Source organism: Nocardia sp. NPDC049935, from assembly GCF_055586645.1.
On sequence record NZ_JBVJHV010000008.1, the window covers coordinates 296,342 to 312,124 of the forward strand.

At 69.3% G+C, this 15,783-nt stretch carries 16 protein-coding genes; 5 read left to right on the forward strand and 11 right to left on the reverse strand.

Features of this window, described 5'->3' with window-relative positions; genetic code table 11:
• The first annotated feature begins 5 nt into the window (after nucleotides 1–5).
• From ACZ6SF_RS28000 to ACZ6SF_RS28015, 4 genes are read left to right on the forward strand one after another with little or no spacing between them, the layout of a single operon-like run.
• The gene (locus tag ACZ6SF_RS28000) at nucleotides 6–1,337 is read left to right on the forward strand and encodes a nucleobase:cation symporter-2 family protein (protein WP_466065981.1); all 1,332 of its coding nucleotides are present in this window, start codon (nucleotides 6–8) and stop codon (nucleotides 1,335–1,337) included.
• The gene (atzD, locus tag ACZ6SF_RS28005; RefSeq protein ID WP_466065983.1) at nucleotides 1,334–2,392 is read left to right on the forward strand and encodes a cyanuric acid amidohydrolase; all 1,059 of its coding nucleotides are present in this window, start codon (nucleotides 1,334–1,336) and stop codon (nucleotides 2,390–2,392) included. Before ACZ6SF_RS28000 ends, atzD begins: the two co-directional genes overlap by 4 nt.
• Nucleotides 2,389–3,090: a biuret amidohydrolase gene (biuH, locus tag ACZ6SF_RS28010; protein ID WP_466065985.1), complete on the forward strand. Its 702-nt coding sequence runs from the start codon at nucleotides 2,389–2,391 to the stop codon at nucleotides 3,088–3,090. The genes atzD and biuH overlap by 4 nt, the downstream gene beginning before the upstream one ends.
• Nucleotides 3,087–3,740 (forward strand): alpha/beta fold hydrolase, encoded by a 654-nt coding sequence (locus ACZ6SF_RS28015; RefSeq protein ID WP_466065987.1) that lies wholly within the window; start codon nucleotides 3,087–3,089, stop codon nucleotides 3,738–3,740. The genes biuH and ACZ6SF_RS28015 overlap by 4 nt, the downstream gene beginning before the upstream one ends.
• 22 nt (nucleotides 3,741–3,762) lie before the next feature.
• Here ACZ6SF_RS28015 and ACZ6SF_RS28020 read toward each other — a convergent pair whose 3' ends face one another.
• From ACZ6SF_RS28020 to ACZ6SF_RS28035, 4 genes are all read right to left on the reverse strand, one after another.
• Nucleotides 3,763–5,100: an ATP-binding protein gene (locus tag ACZ6SF_RS28020; protein WP_466065988.1), complete on the reverse strand. Its 1,338-nt coding sequence runs from the start codon at nucleotides 5,098–5,100 to the stop codon at nucleotides 3,763–3,765.
• A 237-nt stretch (nucleotides 5,101–5,337) separates the two neighbouring features.
• Entirely contained in the window at nucleotides 5,338–6,186 is an 849-nt protein-coding gene (locus tag ACZ6SF_RS28025) for a helix-turn-helix domain-containing protein (protein ID WP_466065990.1), read from the reverse strand.
• Nucleotides 6,183–6,704, reverse strand: a complete 522-nt coding sequence (locus ACZ6SF_RS28030) for a DUF6879 family protein (protein WP_466065992.1) — start codon at nucleotides 6,702–6,704, stop codon at nucleotides 6,183–6,185. Before ACZ6SF_RS28030 ends, ACZ6SF_RS28025 begins: the two co-directional genes overlap by 4 nt.
• Complete coding sequence (locus tag ACZ6SF_RS28035; protein ID WP_466065994.1) at nucleotides 6,685–7,014, reverse strand: hypothetical protein; 330 nt, start codon at nucleotides 7,012–7,014, stop codon at nucleotides 6,685–6,687. Before ACZ6SF_RS28035 ends, ACZ6SF_RS28030 begins: the two co-directional genes overlap by 20 nt.
• 222 nt (nucleotides 7,015–7,236) lie before the next feature.
• Here ACZ6SF_RS28035 and ACZ6SF_RS28040 point away from each other — a divergent pair, with 222 nt between their 5' ends.
• Nucleotides 7,237–7,455, forward strand: coding sequence for a hypothetical protein (locus tag ACZ6SF_RS28040; protein WP_466065996.1), 219 nt, complete (start codon nucleotides 7,237–7,239; stop codon nucleotides 7,453–7,455).
• Nucleotides 7,456–7,492: 37 nt separating this feature from the next.
• Here ACZ6SF_RS28040 and ACZ6SF_RS28045 read toward each other — a convergent pair whose 3' ends face one another.
• The 7 genes from ACZ6SF_RS28045 to ACZ6SF_RS28075 all read right to left on the reverse strand — a co-directional run bounded on the left by ACZ6SF_RS28045 (nucleotide 7,493) and on the right by ACZ6SF_RS28075 (nucleotide 15,764).
• On the reverse strand, nucleotides 7,493–8,599 hold the full coding sequence (locus tag ACZ6SF_RS28045; RefSeq protein ID WP_466065998.1) for a winged helix DNA-binding domain-containing protein: 1,107 nt from the start codon (nucleotides 8,597–8,599) through the stop codon (nucleotides 7,493–7,495).
• A 103-nt stretch (nucleotides 8,600–8,702) separates the two neighbouring features.
• On the reverse strand, nucleotides 8,703–10,247 hold the full coding sequence (locus tag ACZ6SF_RS28050; protein WP_466066166.1) for an acyl-CoA synthetase: 1,545 nt from the start codon (nucleotides 10,245–10,247) through the stop codon (nucleotides 8,703–8,705).
• 159 nt (nucleotides 10,248–10,406) lie between these two features.
• The gene (locus ACZ6SF_RS28055) at nucleotides 10,407–11,573 is read right to left on the reverse strand and encodes a thiolase family protein (RefSeq protein WP_466066000.1); all 1,167 of its coding nucleotides are present in this window, start codon (nucleotides 11,571–11,573) and stop codon (nucleotides 10,407–10,409) included.
• Complete coding sequence (locus tag ACZ6SF_RS28060; protein ID WP_466066001.1) at nucleotides 11,570–12,565, reverse strand: DMT family transporter; 996 nt, start codon at nucleotides 12,563–12,565, stop codon at nucleotides 11,570–11,572. The genes ACZ6SF_RS28055 and ACZ6SF_RS28060 overlap by 4 nt, the downstream gene beginning before the upstream one ends.
• Nucleotides 12,562–13,002: a thioesterase family protein gene (locus ACZ6SF_RS28065; RefSeq protein ID WP_466066003.1), complete on the reverse strand. Its 441-nt coding sequence runs from the start codon at nucleotides 13,000–13,002 to the stop codon at nucleotides 12,562–12,564. Before ACZ6SF_RS28065 ends, ACZ6SF_RS28060 begins: the two co-directional genes overlap by 4 nt.
• 54 nt (nucleotides 13,003–13,056) lie before the next feature.
• The gene (locus tag ACZ6SF_RS28070) at nucleotides 13,057–14,211 is read right to left on the reverse strand and encodes an acyl-CoA dehydrogenase family protein (protein ID WP_466066004.1); all 1,155 of its coding nucleotides are present in this window, start codon (nucleotides 14,209–14,211) and stop codon (nucleotides 13,057–13,059) included.
• 137 nt (nucleotides 14,212–14,348) lie between these two features.
• Nucleotides 14,349–15,764 carry a LuxR C-terminal-related transcriptional regulator gene (locus ACZ6SF_RS28075; RefSeq protein WP_466066006.1) on the reverse strand — a complete coding sequence of 472 codons (1,416 nt, stop codon included), beginning with the start codon at nucleotides 15,762–15,764 and terminating at the stop codon, nucleotides 14,349–14,351.
• Between the last annotated feature and the right edge of the window lie 19 nt (nucleotides 15,765–15,783).

Here is a 15,783-nt window from a genome sequence, read left to right on the forward strand (position 1 = left end):
GTCCCATGTCCACCGACGCCGCCCCGACCCAGTCGCCGCAGCTGATCTCTTCCCCGCCGCTCCCCTGGTGGCGCACCGCGCTCTTCGGTGTCCAGCATGTGCTCGTCATGTACACCGGGTGCGTCGCGGTCCCGCTCGTCTTCGGCGCCGCCCTGGGCCTGGACACCTCCACCATCGCGACACTGGTGAACGCCGACCTGCTGGTCGCCGGGGTCATCACGCTCGTACAGGCCCTCGGGCTCGGGAAACTGCTCGGGGCCCGGATGCCGGTGGTGGCCGGCGCCTCCTTCACCGCCGTCACGCCGATGATCCTGATCGGCGAAGAGTACGGGGTGTCCGCGGTCTACGGCGCGATGATCGCCGCCGGGATCTTCGGCATGCTGGTGGCGGTCCCGTTCTCCAAGCTGGTGCGGTTCTTCCCGCCGATGGTGCGCGGCGCCGCGGTCACCATGATCGGGTTGTCGCTGATCGGCAAGGCCGTCTCCATGACCTTCGGCGACGAACCGGCCGGCGGCGCCCCGCTGGCGCTGGCACTCGGTGTGATCGTGATGATCATCGTGCTGATGCGCTACGGCCGCGGCATCATCGCGCAGTCCGCGGTGCTGATCGCACTGGTCGCCGGAACGCTGGCCGCCGCCGCCCTCTCCCTCACCGATTTCAGCGCGGTCGGCAGCGCGGATTGGTTCGGCCTGCCCAACCCGTTCCTGTTCGGCACCCCCACCTTCCCGATCGCCGGAATCATCTCGATGTGCCTGGTGATGCTGGTGATCTTCACCGAGTCCACCGCGTATCTGATGGCCACCGCCGACCATCTGGGCCGCCCGCTGGAACCGAACCGGCTGGCCCGCGCCCTCGGCGCCGACGGCGCCTCCGCGGTGCTGGGTGGGGTGCTCACCTCGTTCCCGGACACGATCTTCGCGCAGAACGTGAGCCTGGTCCGCATGACAGGGGTCGCCAGCCGGCACGCGGTCGCCGTGGCCGGCGGGCTGCTGGTGGCGCTGGGACTGGTCCCCAAGATGGGCGAGGTCGTCGCCAACCTGCCGGGGGCGGTGATCGGCTCGGTGAGCCTGGTCATGTTCGCCACCGTCGCCGGGGTCGGGATCGCCACCCTCGCGAAGGTCGACTACTCCCGCAACGACAATCTGCTCGTCGTCTCCCTGGCCATGGGTATCGGCATGATCCCGGTGGTCGCGCCGGAGGTCTACGAAGGACTGCCGTCCTCGGTGCGGATCATCGCCGGCGGCGCGATCACCAGCACGGTCATCGTCGCGTTCGTCCTGAACCTCGTCTTCAACCACCTCACCCCGGCCCGCACCCCGAAGGAGAGCGCCGTATGACCGGCATCGCCCTGCTGACCGTCCCCACCGCCGATCCCGGCGATACCCACCCCGTCGAGGTACTCGCCGAATCCGGTTACCGCACCGAGGATCTCGTCTCGATCATCGGTAAGACCGAGGGCAACGGCTGCGTCAACGATTTCAGCCGCACCCTGGCCACCGCGGTCTGGGAGCCGCGCATTCCGGAGGCCGCGGTGACCGTGTTCTCCGGCGGCACCGAAGGGGTGCTGAGCCCGCATGTGAACCTGCTGGTCCGCGACGAACGCCACCATCCCGGATTCGATCGCGGCCTGGTCGCGGCGGCACGGCGCAGCCGGGTGCTCGATCCGGCCGAGCTCGGGCGGGCCGGTCAGGTGGACACCGTCACCGAAACCGTGGGCAAACTGCTCGCCGAACTGGGCGTGACCCCCGCCGACGTCCATCTGGTGCTGGTGAAATGCCCGCTGCTCACCTCGGACAAGATCACCGCGCTGCACGCCGCCGGCCAGGTGCCCGTCGCCACCGACACCTACGCGTCGATGGGCTGGTCGCGGGCGGCGAGTTCACTGGGAATCGCGGTCGCGCTCGGTGAATGCGATCGCGACACCGCGCTGCGGGCACTCGCCGGCGACACCGGCGTCTGGTCGGCGCGGGCCTCGGCCAGCGCGGGCGCCGAACTCGATGACTGCCATGTGCTGGTGGTCGCCGAAAGCCCCACCGCCGCCAACCCGCTGCGCGCGCTGCACGGACATATGACCGATGCCATCGACCTGGCGTCGGTGCAGAAACTCCTGGCCCGGGTGACGGCCGCCGGGGGCACCGTGCGCCAGATCTTCGCCAAGGCCGAGGCCGATCCGGCCGGATCGATCCGCGGATTCCGCCACACCATGCTCACCGACTCCGATATCAACGCCACCCGGCACGCCCGCGGCGCGGTCGGCGGCCTGCTGGCGGCGCTCAAGGGTGACAGCGCCGTGTACGTCTCCGGCGGCGCCGAGCACCAGGGCCCACCCGGCGGCGGCAGCGTCACCGTGATCTACGAACTCCCGACCCCGGAAGGGACCGCTACGCCATGACCATCACCCCCGTGGACGCCACCCCCTACACCTGGCCCTTCGACGGCACGATCGACCCCGCCCGCACCGCGCTGCTGCTGATCGACTGGCAGACCGATTTCTGCGGACCCGGCGGATACGTCGACCAGATGGGTTACGACCTGTCGCTCACCCGTGCCGGGCTCGAACCCACCGCCCGCGTCCTCGCCGCCGCCCGCGAACTCGGTTTCACCGTCATCCACACCCGCGAGGGTCACCGCCCCGACCTCTCCGATCTGCCCGCCAACAAACGCTGGCGGTCGGCGCGGGTCGGCGCGGAGATCGGCAGTGTGGGCCCGTGCGGGCGCATCCTGGTACGCGGCGAACCGGGCTGGGAGATCGTGCCCGAGGTCGCGCCGGTTCCCGGCGAACCGATCGTCGACAAACCGGGTAAGGGCGCCTTCTACGCCACCGACCTGGACCTGCTGCTGCGCAGCGCGGGCATCACTCATATCGTCCTCACCGGAATCACCACCGATGTCTGCGTGCACACCACCATGCGCGAGGCCAACGACCGCGGCTACGAATGCCTGGTGCTCTCGGACTGCACGGGCGCCACCGAGCGCAGGCATCACGAGGCGGCCCTGAGCATGGTCACCATGCAGGGCGGCATCTTCGGCGCGGTCGCCACCTCCGACCAGCTCCTGGCCGCACTCGGGACGAAGCCCGTCACCGCATGAGGGTCGTCCTGATCCACGGGGTGGCCACCGACAGCCGGGTGTGGGCGGCCACGGTCGCCGCACTCGGCCCGGCGGTGGAAGTGCACACTCCCGACCGCCCCCAATCCGGGGATATGGACACCGAACTCGCCGCCCTCGCCCCACTGTGCGCGGGGGCGCTGGTGGTCGGGGTGAGCGGCGGGGCGACCCTGGGTCTGGCGCTGGCGGCCCGGGGCGTGGAATTCGCGGGCGCGCTGTTGCACGAACCCGCCGCCGGATCGCTGGCGCCCGGACTGCTCGACGAGGTCGTCCGCGAGTTCGGACGCGACGGAGTGGCCGGCTTCGGCCGCACGCTCTACGGACCGTGCTGGTCGCCGGAACTCACTGCCGCGTCCCGCGAAACGGTGGCCGCCGAGCTGGCGATGTTCCGCGCGTTCGAACCGGAACCGGTGGCCGCGCCGGACCGGATCACCCTCACCGTCGGCCGGAATTCACCGCCCATCCGCCACCGCTCGGTCCGCGATCTCGCCGGCCTCCTGGGCGCCGGGCACCGCGAGATCCCCGGTACCGGTCACGCGGTCCACCTGCAGAACCCGTCGCAGCTGGCGACCCTGATCCGGCGCAGAGCGGGAGCCGGGGTCGGGGCCTACCGCACGCCGCCCTTCCCCTGATCACCGCCGCACGGCCCGCTGTTCACCGATGCCACGCGCGCAGTAGGTCGTCGGGCCCCCATACCATCGCGAGTGGTAGGTCGGGGACCGTCCCCGAGCGGGATACCGCGACCAGCGCAGTGGTCGCCGCCGCCCCGGGAACAGCGAGCACGCTGCGAGCCAGCGCGTCGTAATCGTGTCGATCGAACGGCCGGTCCTCGAGCCATTTGATCGAGCCCACGAACGACACCTCCCCGGCAACCGGCCGCCGATCGGTGCCGACCAGGTCGATCTCGGGATTGTTCTGCCGATTCCACCATCCACCCACCGCTTCCACGCGTGACCAGCGCTCATCGGGAAGGATTCGAGCCAGCGATTCCCGGATGAGCGGCTCCACCGCGCGGCCTCGCCAGCTCGTCCACGCACGTTCGACCCGGGCCAGTGCGAGATCGCCGCGTCCTCGTTCGGTCAACGGGATCGCGCGCTCCAGGCATGCGAGCCAGAATCGTAAGTAGGAGTCCGCGATCCGGTACCGCTTGTTCTTGGTATCGGATGCGGTCGACAGCGGCAGATCCGCGGCGACGATTCGCTTGGCCTGCAACGTATTCAATATCGGCGACAGGGTCCCCGCAGGCAGCGAACCGGAATTCCCCGCCTGCGCAGCGATCGTGCCGTGCGTGCGTTCGCCGCTACCGATCGCCTCGAGCACAGCACGGGACCTACTGGATTCGGGAAACTCACCGAGTAACGACAGCTCTCCCGCGACGAGCAGCGGGGCCAGTGGGTTGGACAGTGACTCCGCGAGAAATTCCCCGCGACTGCTACCCCGTTGCCAGGATTGAACTATCTCGGGAAATCCACCGGTGATGAGTAGAGCATCGACCGCCTCCGCCGGGGGGAGATCGGTCATCTCCTGCACATCGGCCAGATGCAGCGGTTGTACGGTCATCTTCGTCGCGCGCCCGAAGAAGGGCCGGTCGCGCGACTGCAGCGCCTCCATCACCGAGAGATCGCTTCCGACCAGCAGCAGCAGGACCGGCTTCGCCGAAAGATGCCGATCCCAGATCGTCTGCAATGCTCCTTCGAACTCGGGATCCTGCTCCACGAGCCAGGGGACTTCGTCGAGCACGAGAAGACTCGGAGCGTCGGCGGCGGCCGCGATCGCGGCGGTACGCAACGCTTGATTCCAGTCCGCCGTGGCGAGCCCGGCCACCAGCTCCGCATTATCGAACGGGCCGGACGCGACGGCGGAGACGAAATCCGCCCGTTCGGCCGCCGAGTTACGACCTCGGGTCGCCTGGAAGAGGACATACGGAAGCCCGGAACGATCGCAGAACTCCTGGACGAGGCGCGATTTTCCGACCCGGCGACGGCCGGTCATGATGACGGCCCGTCCCCTGGTCGCGCCGGTCCCTTCGGCAACCGACCTCAGTTGCTCGTTCAACAACCGGAGGTCGCCGGTACGGCCCCTGAACTGCACAGACAGCCTCCATAATGTTAGATCGAATCTAAGTTTGATTAGATCTTAGTTTATTTTATCGAACTTTATGGCCCCAGGGCGCGTCCAGAGCACACTTCTCGGTATCGAAGATCCCCAGCTCACGGGGCCTTCGAAGGATCACCTGCCGCCGACCTCCGCACCCCGGGCCCGCGATGCCGCCTGGATCAGCCCGCGCGCCCCCGCACCCGTCACCGACTGCTCGGCCAGGGTGTCGAACGCGCGGCCGTAGACGTCGATCTCGCGCGGCTGGGTGATGGTGAGTTCGGCCGCCGTCCCCTCCACCATGACCAGCCGGTTGTCGAACATCGCGAAATTCGTGGAAACCACCAGCGCCTCGGCGGTGGACGGGATCACACCGAGGGTCACCCGGGGCATACCCAGGATGGAGGACAGGCGGTCGAGCTGGCCGATCATCACCGCATCGTCGCCGACCGTGGTGTACAGCGCCTGCTCGGCGATCAGGAAGTGGAACCGATGGTCGCGTTTGTACAGGACCTGCTGGCGCTCCATCCGTTTCGCGACGGCTTCCTCGATATCGCCGGGTATGCGATGGAATTCGATACCCCGGCGCAGCTTCGCCTCGGCGTATTCGGCGGTCTGCAGCAGGCCGGGAATGATCTGCGGCTGGAAATCACGGATATGGGTGGAGGCCGCTTCGAGCTTCAGCGATTTCTGCTGGCGGCGTTTCAGGCCGGTCCCGAGGACCTTCTGCCACTCCAGATAGGCGGTTTCGATGGTGTGCGCGGTGGCCAGCAGATCGGGGAGCTGATCGTCGGCGTCGCAGTGCCGGCAGTAGGCGCGGACATCGTCGTCGGAGGGCCTGATCCGGGCGAATTCGATTTTGCTGACCTTGGACTCGTGCCAGCCGGCCAATTGCGCGAGCCGGCGGTTGGTGAGCCCGGCGGTGCGGCGGACCTCGCGGAGTCTGGCTCCGAGCGCTTCCCGCGCGTCGTGTACGTCGGTCATCGTCTTGCGTACTCCGGGTAGGGCGTCGCGAGCTCCCAGAGCCGCTCTTTCACGGTCCGGCAGTGCCCGGCGATCTCCGGGTCCGTGGTGATCGCCAGCCCGGCGGGGCTCCCGCACACGTCGACCAGGTTGTAGACGACGCGCTCGTTGTCGATCAGCCACCAGTCGTCGGGCGGGACGTCCCCGGCCAGATGCCGGGGAACGTAGCGGATATCCTCACCCGCCTCGGTATTGGTATCGGTCACCGAGAGCAGCCACCGGTGGTAGGTGGTGTGCGGGACGGTGACCACCCGCACCCTCCGGACCGTCACCCCCCGGGCGATCGTCGCCCTGATCAGGGTGTTCCACCGGTCCTTGTAGGCGTCGGGCCGGAGGGGCCGCCCCTCCAGGAACCGGCGGTACCGGTCCGACTCGGTGGGAACGGCGTAGTCGTCGCGGACCTCGAGGTGGAAGGCCTCGAGGTCACAGTCACGGAGCAATGCGGCCCAGTCCGGCGGTTCATGCGGAAGGTAGAGCACCGTAGAACGTCCTTCGAGTTTTCGGGACTTCGATCGCGGTTTCGTTCGGCGCGAGTTCGAGCTGCGCCAGGACCTCGCGCTCGGCGACGGGACGACCGGTGAGTGTGAAGGTACCCCGCCCGGTATCGGTCATCGTGGCGCCGATGAAAGTATCGGGCTCGACGTATCCGACCAGCAGATGAGGGATTTCGATGGTTTCCGGTCTTTCCGTCTCCCAGCCCTGGACCAGATAGCTCTCCTGATCGGTGGTGTAGAGGCTCGGGCAGCCACCCAGATCCGAACCGCCTTTGCCGAGGAACGCCAACTGCATTGTTCGACCCCTGTTCCGAAGATGAGCACGAGTTTTCCCGTACCGGGTCCATCATGCACCCCACTGTTTACTCGGGTCGCACACGAAACGGCATCTGTGCAAACTTGTGCTCACTGCTCGCCTTGGCGGGTATCGGCTCCTTAACGTCGAATCGGCTGCCGCGCCCGGTGCTTTCGCGTCGGCACGGCCCATGGGGTCGGTGACAATGACAAAGGGGAGAGCATGCGCTTCGAGGTGAGGGTGAGCTGTGACGGCGCCCGGTGGCTCATCACCGCACCAGCGTTCGGCGTGACGAGGATTGTCCTCGACGAACAGGCGATACGCAAGGAGGCGATCCGGATGATCGCCGAATGCGGTACGGCTCCGGCAGTATTCGACATAGATCTCGTGAACGTTCCGGCACCCGACAAGCGAACGGCGTCCCGTCCCGGGCGCCGCTGAATTCCGAGGCGTAGGCCCCGGCCCGGCGACACCACCCTCACACCGCCCGCACGCTCACCTTCTCCAGGCCGGCGGCCGCCGCCACGCGCGCCACGGCCGCATCCAGTCTCTCCGGCAGCGGTGCCTCGTCGAACATCGCGATCGCGACCTCGGCGCCGTCGAGTTCCCAGGTGCCCACGATGCGGCCGTTCACCACGACCACCGGCGCGATCCACCCGGCTGTACGGCTGACGGCGGAGCGGTGCTGTTTCGGGAGCAGGTCGGTATCGGCGGTGGTGGGGCCGAGCACGTACTGATCGAACGGGCCGATCAGGTAGACCGCGTCATCGGGTTTCGTGGCGGCGAGCGCGTCGAGGTGTTCGGTGAGGGCGTAGCCGGGGCGCCCGTCGATATCGACGGGCGTGAGCGCGTCACCCATCTCGCCGAACCATCCGCGCACGAGGGTCTTGCGCAGGCTGCTCCGGGTCAGCCAGGCGTCGAACACCTCCGGTGTGGCCGGACCGTACGCGCCGAGATAGGCGGTGATCGCGGTGGTCGCGGCCGCGTCCACATCGGCGAGGCCGGTCCAGCCGGGCACGGCCCGCCGCGGCGCGGTGAACGTGACCTTGGTGCCGCGCGGTGGGCCGTGGCACAGCGCCCCTTGCCAGGCAAGAGGCTTCAGCAGCGCACCCCAGCCCGAACGCAACTCCTCCCCCATCCGGTGGAACGCGCGATCGGCGAGCAGCGCCGCCACCAGTTCCTCCCGGGTGAGCACCGCATCGGCCAGGATGCCGCCGACCGCCTCGGTGAGCGCGGCGACCTCGGCGGGCGTCGCGCCGAACGTCTTCTGCCACGAGGGTTTCTCCCAGATCCGGGTCGCCGCCATGAGCGGCAGCACCGCCGCCGCGTCGCTCGGCAGCATGGCGTGCAGCGTGCCGCGCATGGCCCAGGTCTTGATCAGCACACCCTGCTCGAGGGCGCCGGCGACGGCGCCCGGCTCGGGCGCCGCGCTCCGGAGCGCCACCGCCATCTCCGCCGCCGACGTCACCTGCGCCTGCACCCCGGCCAGCCGCCCGGCCACCTCGGCCGCCCCGCCGCTCGCCACCCGCGAGACGAATTGACGTTCGAGCCGCCACGCGAACACCTGATCCCGGCCGAGCCGCACCGTAGCCTCCCGAACTCCCGACAACCGCTGAAGCCGCAGGCTACACCCGCCCACCGACGCGGCGGTGCCACGAACGAGCCCGTGCGCGGCGACGACCTCGGGCTCAGACGATGAGGTTGTCGTGGTCGCGCCAGTACCGCTGCCGCAGCTGCCGCTTGTACAGCTTCCCGCTCGGGTCGCGCGGCAGTTCGTCCACGAAATCGACCGTGCGGGGGCATTTGTAACCGGCGAGTTCCGCCCGGCAGCAGGCGATGAGTTCGGCGGCCAGCCCGGCGTTCGCGGCGGCCGGGTCGACCGGCTGCACCACGGCCTTGACCGACTCCCCCATTTCCGCGTCCGGTACCCCGATCACCGCCACATCGGCGACGGCGGGGTGGGCGGCCAGGGTGTTCTCGGCTTCCTGCGGATAGATGTTCACTCCGCCGGAGATGATCATATGGGCCTGGCGATCGGTGAGGTAGAGATAGCCGTCGGCGTCCAGATACCCCATATCGCCCAGTGTGCGCCAGCCCTTCGGATGCACCACGGACGCGGTTTTGCCGGGGTCGTGGTGGTATTCGAACGGGCGGCCGCCGTCGAAATACACCACTCCGACCGCACCGGCGGGGAGTTCGGCGCCGTCCTCGCCGACGATATGGCATTCCTGCGCCGGCCGGCCCACCGATCCGGGATGGTCGAGCCATTCCCGGGCGGTGATATAGGTGTTGCCCACATCCTCGGTGCCCGAGTAGTACTCGGAGATGATGGGCCCCCACCAGTCCAGCATCTGCTGTTTGATCGCGACCGGGCACGGCGCGGCCGAATGGACCACGTCCACCAGGCTGGAGGTGTCGTAGCGCGCGCGGTCGGCGGCGGGCAGGCGCAGCAGGCGCACGAACATGGTCGGCACCATCTGGGTGTGGGTGACACCGTGCCGTTCGATCAGCTCCAGGCACAACCGCGGCTCGAACCGTTCCATCACCACCACGGTGGCGCCGAGCCGGTGCCAGGACATGGAGAACACCAGCGGCGCACCGTGATAGAGGGGCGCGGGCGACAGATACACCGCGCCCTCGGTATCGCCGCTCACCAGCAGCCCGCGGGCGATCTGCACCGGCGCGGCGGACGGATCGCCCAGCGGTGTGGCCGGTAGCGGTTTGCGGATCCCCTTGGGCCGTCCGGTGGTACCCGAGGAGTACAGCATCTCCCGGCCTTCGCATTCCTCGGCGCCGAGCGGCTCCGCCGATTCGGCGGCCAGCACGTCCTCGTAGCGTTCGAAACCCGGCAGCTCACCGGCTCCCGCGATCCGCACCGGGATCCGGGTGAGGTCCAGGTCCGCGACGACCCCGGCCACCGACTCCCCCGCTATCAGCGCGGTCGCGCCGCAGTCGTCGAGGATGTACTGCACCTCACCGGCGGTGAGGTGCCAGTTGACGGCGGTGTAGTACAGACCCGACCGCTGCGCCGCCCAGGCGATCTCCAGATTCGCCGCGTTGTTCTCCATCAGGATCGCGAGATGGTCGCCGGTGCGCAATCCGCGGGCCCGCAGGGCGCGGGCGCCGCGGATCGAACGTTGTTCCAGTTCGCGGTAGGTCACGACCTGCCCGCTTTCGGCCATGATCACGGCCGGGCGGTCCGGTGTGCGCTCGGCGTGCCATCCGGGTGTCATCTCGGCCGCCCGCGGAAATCCGTCCCGCGATGGGCTGTGCTGGTCGTTCATACGCGTGGTCCTCATACTCCGGCGGATTCGGCCCTGTTCCGGTTGTACTCGCCACACCCGGCCCGATGCGGCGTTTTCGGCGACGTTCGCAGCTCAGACGTTCGCGGCTCAGAGTCGTTCGTAGACGGTGGCGTTGGCCAGACCGCCGGCCTCGCACATGGTCTGCAGGCCGTAGCGGGCGCCGCGATCACGCAGGGCGTGCACCAGGGTGGTCGCCAGGCGGGCTCCGGACGCCCCCAGGGGGTGGCCGAGGGCGATCGCGCCGCCGTGCACGTTCACCCGGGACAGCTCGGCCCGAACGTCGCGCGCCCAGGCGAGCACTACCGACGCGAAGGCCTCGTTCACCTCGAAGAGGTCGATATCGGAGATATCGAGACCCGCGCGCGACAGCACCTTGCGGGTCGCCGGGATCACCGCGATGAGCATCAGCAGCGGATCGTCACCGGCCACCGCGAAACTGTGCAGGCGGGCCAGCGGCCGCAGCCCGAGCCGCGCGGCGTTCTCGCTGGTCGTGATGAGCACCGCGGCACTGCCGTCACTGATCTGGCTGGCATTGGCGGCGGTGACGTTCCAGCCGATCTCGGGGAAGCGATCGGCGAGTTGCGGGCTGTGGAAGGCGGGGCGCAGCCCGGCCAGGGTCTCCGCGGTGGTCCCGGTGCGGATGCCCTCGTCGGTGGCCAGGCCCGCGATCGGGGCCAGCTGGGCATCGAAGGCGCCGTCCTTGGTGGCCCGGGCCGCCTTCTCGTGGCTCACGGCCGCGAACTCGTCGACCTCACCGCGGGTCAGATTCCAGCGGGCGGCGATGAGTTCCGCGCTGATTCCCTGCGATACCAGCGGTTCGGGATAGCGCTTCGGGAAATCGGATCCGTCCAGGTCGGCGCCGAGCACACTGGCGCCCATCGGCACCCGGCTCATCGACTCCACCCCGGCCGCCACCACCCAGTCGTAGGCGCCCGCGATCACGCCCTGGGCCGCGAAATGGATCGCCTGCTGGCTGCTCCCGCACTGCCGGTCGACGGTGGTCGCGGGGACCGATTCCGGGTAGCCGGCGGCCAGCGCGGCCCGGCGGCTCATATTGACCGACTGCTCGCCGGCCTGAGTGACCACGCCACCGATCACATCGTCGATCAGCGCCGGGTCGATACCGGTGCGTTCCACCAGTTCTCGCAGGCTGTGGGCGAGCAGGTCGACCGGATGGACGCCGTGCAGCGCTCCGGTGGCCTTGCCTTTGCCGATAGGGGTGCGGACGGCTTCGACGATCACTGCGTCTCTCATGACGACTCCTGGGTCTGTCGGTAACGATCTTGTCGGGCACCGGGCGTGGTCCGCCCGGTTGTCGGTCGCACGGCGTCGGGACGCCCCGATGAAGCGGCGGGCCGCCGGGTGGCCAGGACGATTCCGGCCGCCACGGGGATCACGGCGGCGATTTCGACGGCGGTGACCGCCTCTCCGAGGACCAGCGCCCCGAGCGCGACCCCGAACAGCGGCGGCATGAACTGGGCGACACTGGCGCCCGCCGGTCCGGCCCGCCGGATCAGCAGCAGCCACAGGCTCATCCCGATCACCGAGGCGCCCAGGGCCAGGAACAGCACCGCGACGGCCGGCGCGGGTCCGAAATCCACGGTGTCGCCGGAGGCCACCGCGAACACGACCATCGGCACCCCGGCGACCAGCGCCTGCCAGCCGGTGGCCAGATAGGGGTCGATATCGCCGACCAGGCGCGGGGTGCAGACGGTGGCCACCACGAGGAATCCCACCGCGACCGCCCCGGCGGCGATCCCGGCACCGGTGATCACCCCCGCCCCGAGCCGGTCGAGCGCGGAGACCACGATGCCGCCGAACCCGAGGAGCAGGCCGAGCAGCCGGACGCCGGAGAGCCGCCCCTGTCCCAGCGCGGCCGACCCGAGTTGCACCAGCAGCGGAGTGCACGCCGAGAGGACGGCGGCCATTCCCACCGACAGATGCGGGAGCGCCCAGGCCATCACCAGCAGATATCCGATGTTGTTGAGCAGCCCCAGCAGGCCGAGTGCGAGGAGCGAGCGCGGCGCCAGGGTGCGCACCAGATGTATCCGGAGCGTGAGCAGGACCAGCCCCGCCAGTACGCAGCGCGCGCCCACGACCGCGGCCGGACCCGCGTGCCGCAACGCGATCTGGGTGGCGAGGAACGCACCCGCCCACAGCAGCGCCCATACCGTCGCGAGGACCGCCGTACCCACCGACCATCCGTGCGCGGTCCGGTCGGCGGTGGATACGGCGGCGGTGGTCACGACGCGCTGACCGGGACCAGGCGTTCGGCCTTGGCGGCGACGCGTGCGAGGAATCGCCCGGTGTCGATCACGTGCCGGCCGTGGGTGCCCTTGGCCGCCACATCCCCCTCGTCGTCGCGGGCCTCGACCTCCCATTCGACGTAGTTCTTGTCCACCCGGACGCAGCGCGCGGTGACGGTGAGCCGGGCGCCGGGCGGGGTCGGTGCGCTGTGCAGGATGTTCACCATCGTGCCGAGGCTGCCCTCGCCCTCTTCGAGCACCGGGCGCAGCGCGAGGATCGCCGACCACTCCAGCAGGCCCACCATGAAACCGGTGGCGAAAACCTCCGGCATGATGCGGTAATCCTCGGATTCGGGATACAGATGCGGCACCGTTTTGTTCTCGGGCACCGTATAGGTCATTTCCTGGACGTCGCCCACGGTCAGAATGTCACGCACAGCAGAAGCTCCTGTCGTAATAGGGAAGAGAAATTCGGAGGGCACGCGCCGGTATCAGACCGGGGCGCTTTCCGGGGCCGGCCGGTTGACGCCGAGCGCGAACTCGGCCAGCCGTTTCCGGATGACATCGGAGGTTCCCGACGGCGCCAGCGTCATGAGCGCGTCGTCGAGCAGTTGCACCGCGCCGATACCGGGATGGCAGCCGCGGGCGCCCATGAGCTCGACGGCCGCGGTCGCGCAGTGCACGGCGGTTTCGCTGGCCTGCAGTTTTCCGATGATGAAGCCGACATCGTGCCGATGCCCGGCATCGAGGCGGGACGCCGCGTGATACAGCGCCAGCCGGCTGCTGTAGATACCGGCGAACATATCGGCGAGGCGGCGTTGCACACTGTCCAGCCCGGCCAGCGGCGCGTCGTAGAGCACCCTGTTCCGGCTGTATTCGCGTGCCCGGTCCAGTGCCGCGGTGGCCAGACCCAGCGCCACCGAACCGATATTCGGCTTTCCGTGCCTGGTCACCACCGCGTGCGCGTAGCCGAGCCCCTCGCCCTCCCCTCCTATCATGTTGCCCGCCGGTATCCGGCAGTCCTCGAAGACGACCTCGCCCAGGCTGAATCCCCGCAGTCCGGCGAGATCGTGTTCGATCCCGGCCGAGCAGCCGGGGGTGCCGGCCTCCACCACGAACGCGCTCAGCGCACCGGAGTGCGCTCCGGGCGAGGTCCGCGCGATCACCCCGTGCAGGGTGGCGATATGGGAGTTGCCGATGAACCATTTGCGGCCGTTGACGATCCAGTGGTCACCGTCGCGGACCGCGGTGGTGCCCATCCCCAGCAGATGCGATCCGGAATCGGCCTCGGTCATGCAGATCGTCATGATGTCCTGGCCGCGGGCCAGTTGCGGGAGCCAGCGGGCGCGCTGCCGCTCGTCGCCGAACTCCAGTAACAGGCCCGCGCCCAGTGTCGCCGCGGACAGGCTCGCACCCAGCGCGGCATCCTTACGGGCGGCCTCCTCGATCGCCACCAGCCGCGCGAGGGTGCCCTTGCCCTGCCCACCCCACTGCCGCGGAATACCGACCCCGCTCCAGCCCAGGGCGATCAGCCGGGAGACCATATCGTCTCCGGTGGCGGCATCGGTTTTCTTCGCATCCAGATTCTCGAGATCTTCGCGAATTGATTCGCGTATGAGCTGCGCCCGCTCCCAGAAGTCGTTCACCCAACCCTCCGCTTCCTTGTTCGAATAGGTTTCGGATCGTGATCAGGCTCCGCTGCCCATATTCGAATCATATTGCCGCGCAATGTGAATGGGGACTACCAAAATTGGTAGTAGCAGAACGGGTAGCGCCGCGGCGTTCAGTCGGAACTGGCTATTCGGCGTATCAGTTCGGCGCGTGAGGAGATATCGAGTTTCCGGTAGATCTTGCGGAGATGGAAATTCACGGTGTGCTCGGTGATCCCGACCTCGCGCGCCACCTGACGGTTGGTCATCCCCCGGCCGACCAGTCCCGCGACCTCGTGTTCCCGGTCGGTGAGTTCGGCGTAGAGCGCGCCGCCGGAACCGATCACCGGCGGAAGATGGACGGGAGACGCGGCGGCTGGTGCGCCGCCCGGACGCGACTGCGCGGGCGCCGCACCGGCCTCCGCCCGGAGATGACGCAACAGGTAGGGGTCGGAGGCGGAATCGAGTAGGTGCGCCAGGGCGTGCGCGTCGCCGTGGAGAACGGCGCGAGCGTAGCGGGCGGCGTCGTAGAGCAGGGAGATCCCCGGGTTCCGTTGCGCCAGGGCCTCGATGGCCGCGACGACGAGCCGGGCCGTGGCGGTATCGCCCGCGCGCACGGCGGTAGCGGTCAGGACGCCCGCCGTCGTGGGGTCCTCCAGGAAGGAGGCCGGTTCGGCCTCGATCACCGGCCGGCCGGCGCGCACCAGACCGGCCGCGGCGTCCGGATCGGACCCGCGCGCGGCGATCGCGATCTCGATCAGGGCGGCGCGGGCCACGGTATCGGGCAGCACGAAGTAATCCGGCAGCTCGCGCATCCGGCGCAGCTGCTCGGCGGCCCCGCCGATATCCCCGAGCCGGAGGCGGGCGAGCGCGGAGACCGCCAGCGCTCGCGGGACCGCGACGGTGGTCCGGTGCCGCCGGGCGTATTCGATCGCGGCGGCGGCGCAGCGCAACGCGGCCTCGGGTTCGTCGCGCTGCAGGCACAGCGCGGCGTCGAGCGCGGCCGGGATGGACTCGAAGGCGTGCAGGCCGTACCGATCCTGCTCCTCGCGGACCCGGGCGACGAGATCGGCGGCCCGGGCGGTCACCCGCATATCGACCAGCCGTTTCGCCGACATCAGCCGGGTGTAGACGTGCCATACCGGCCCGGCCTCGGCCGCGACGTTCTCGGCCAGCTGGTTCTGCCACAGCGCCTCGGCGAGTTCACCGGCCCGCCAGCGCCGGTCGGCACGCAGGCACAGGGTGACGGCGCGCAGCGCCGGCCCGCCCGCCTCCTCGGCGGGATCCGGGGCGCGGCCGGCCGGATCGCCGAGCAGTGTCACGGTCAGCAACCGCAGCGCGGCGACCTGGTCACGGGTCTTCTCGGTGAGGTCGGGCGCGGCGAGCACGATATCGAAACCGGCCAGCGCGGCGGGCATATCGCCGCGTACCAGGGCGGCGCTGCCGACCGACAGCCCGGACAGCTGGGATTCGGTGAGTCCCTCGGCCCGCTCGACCGTGGCCATGAGATAGAGAACGTCGCCGACCTGCGGGTTGATCGGCGATTCCACTGCAGGAGAATATCACTTC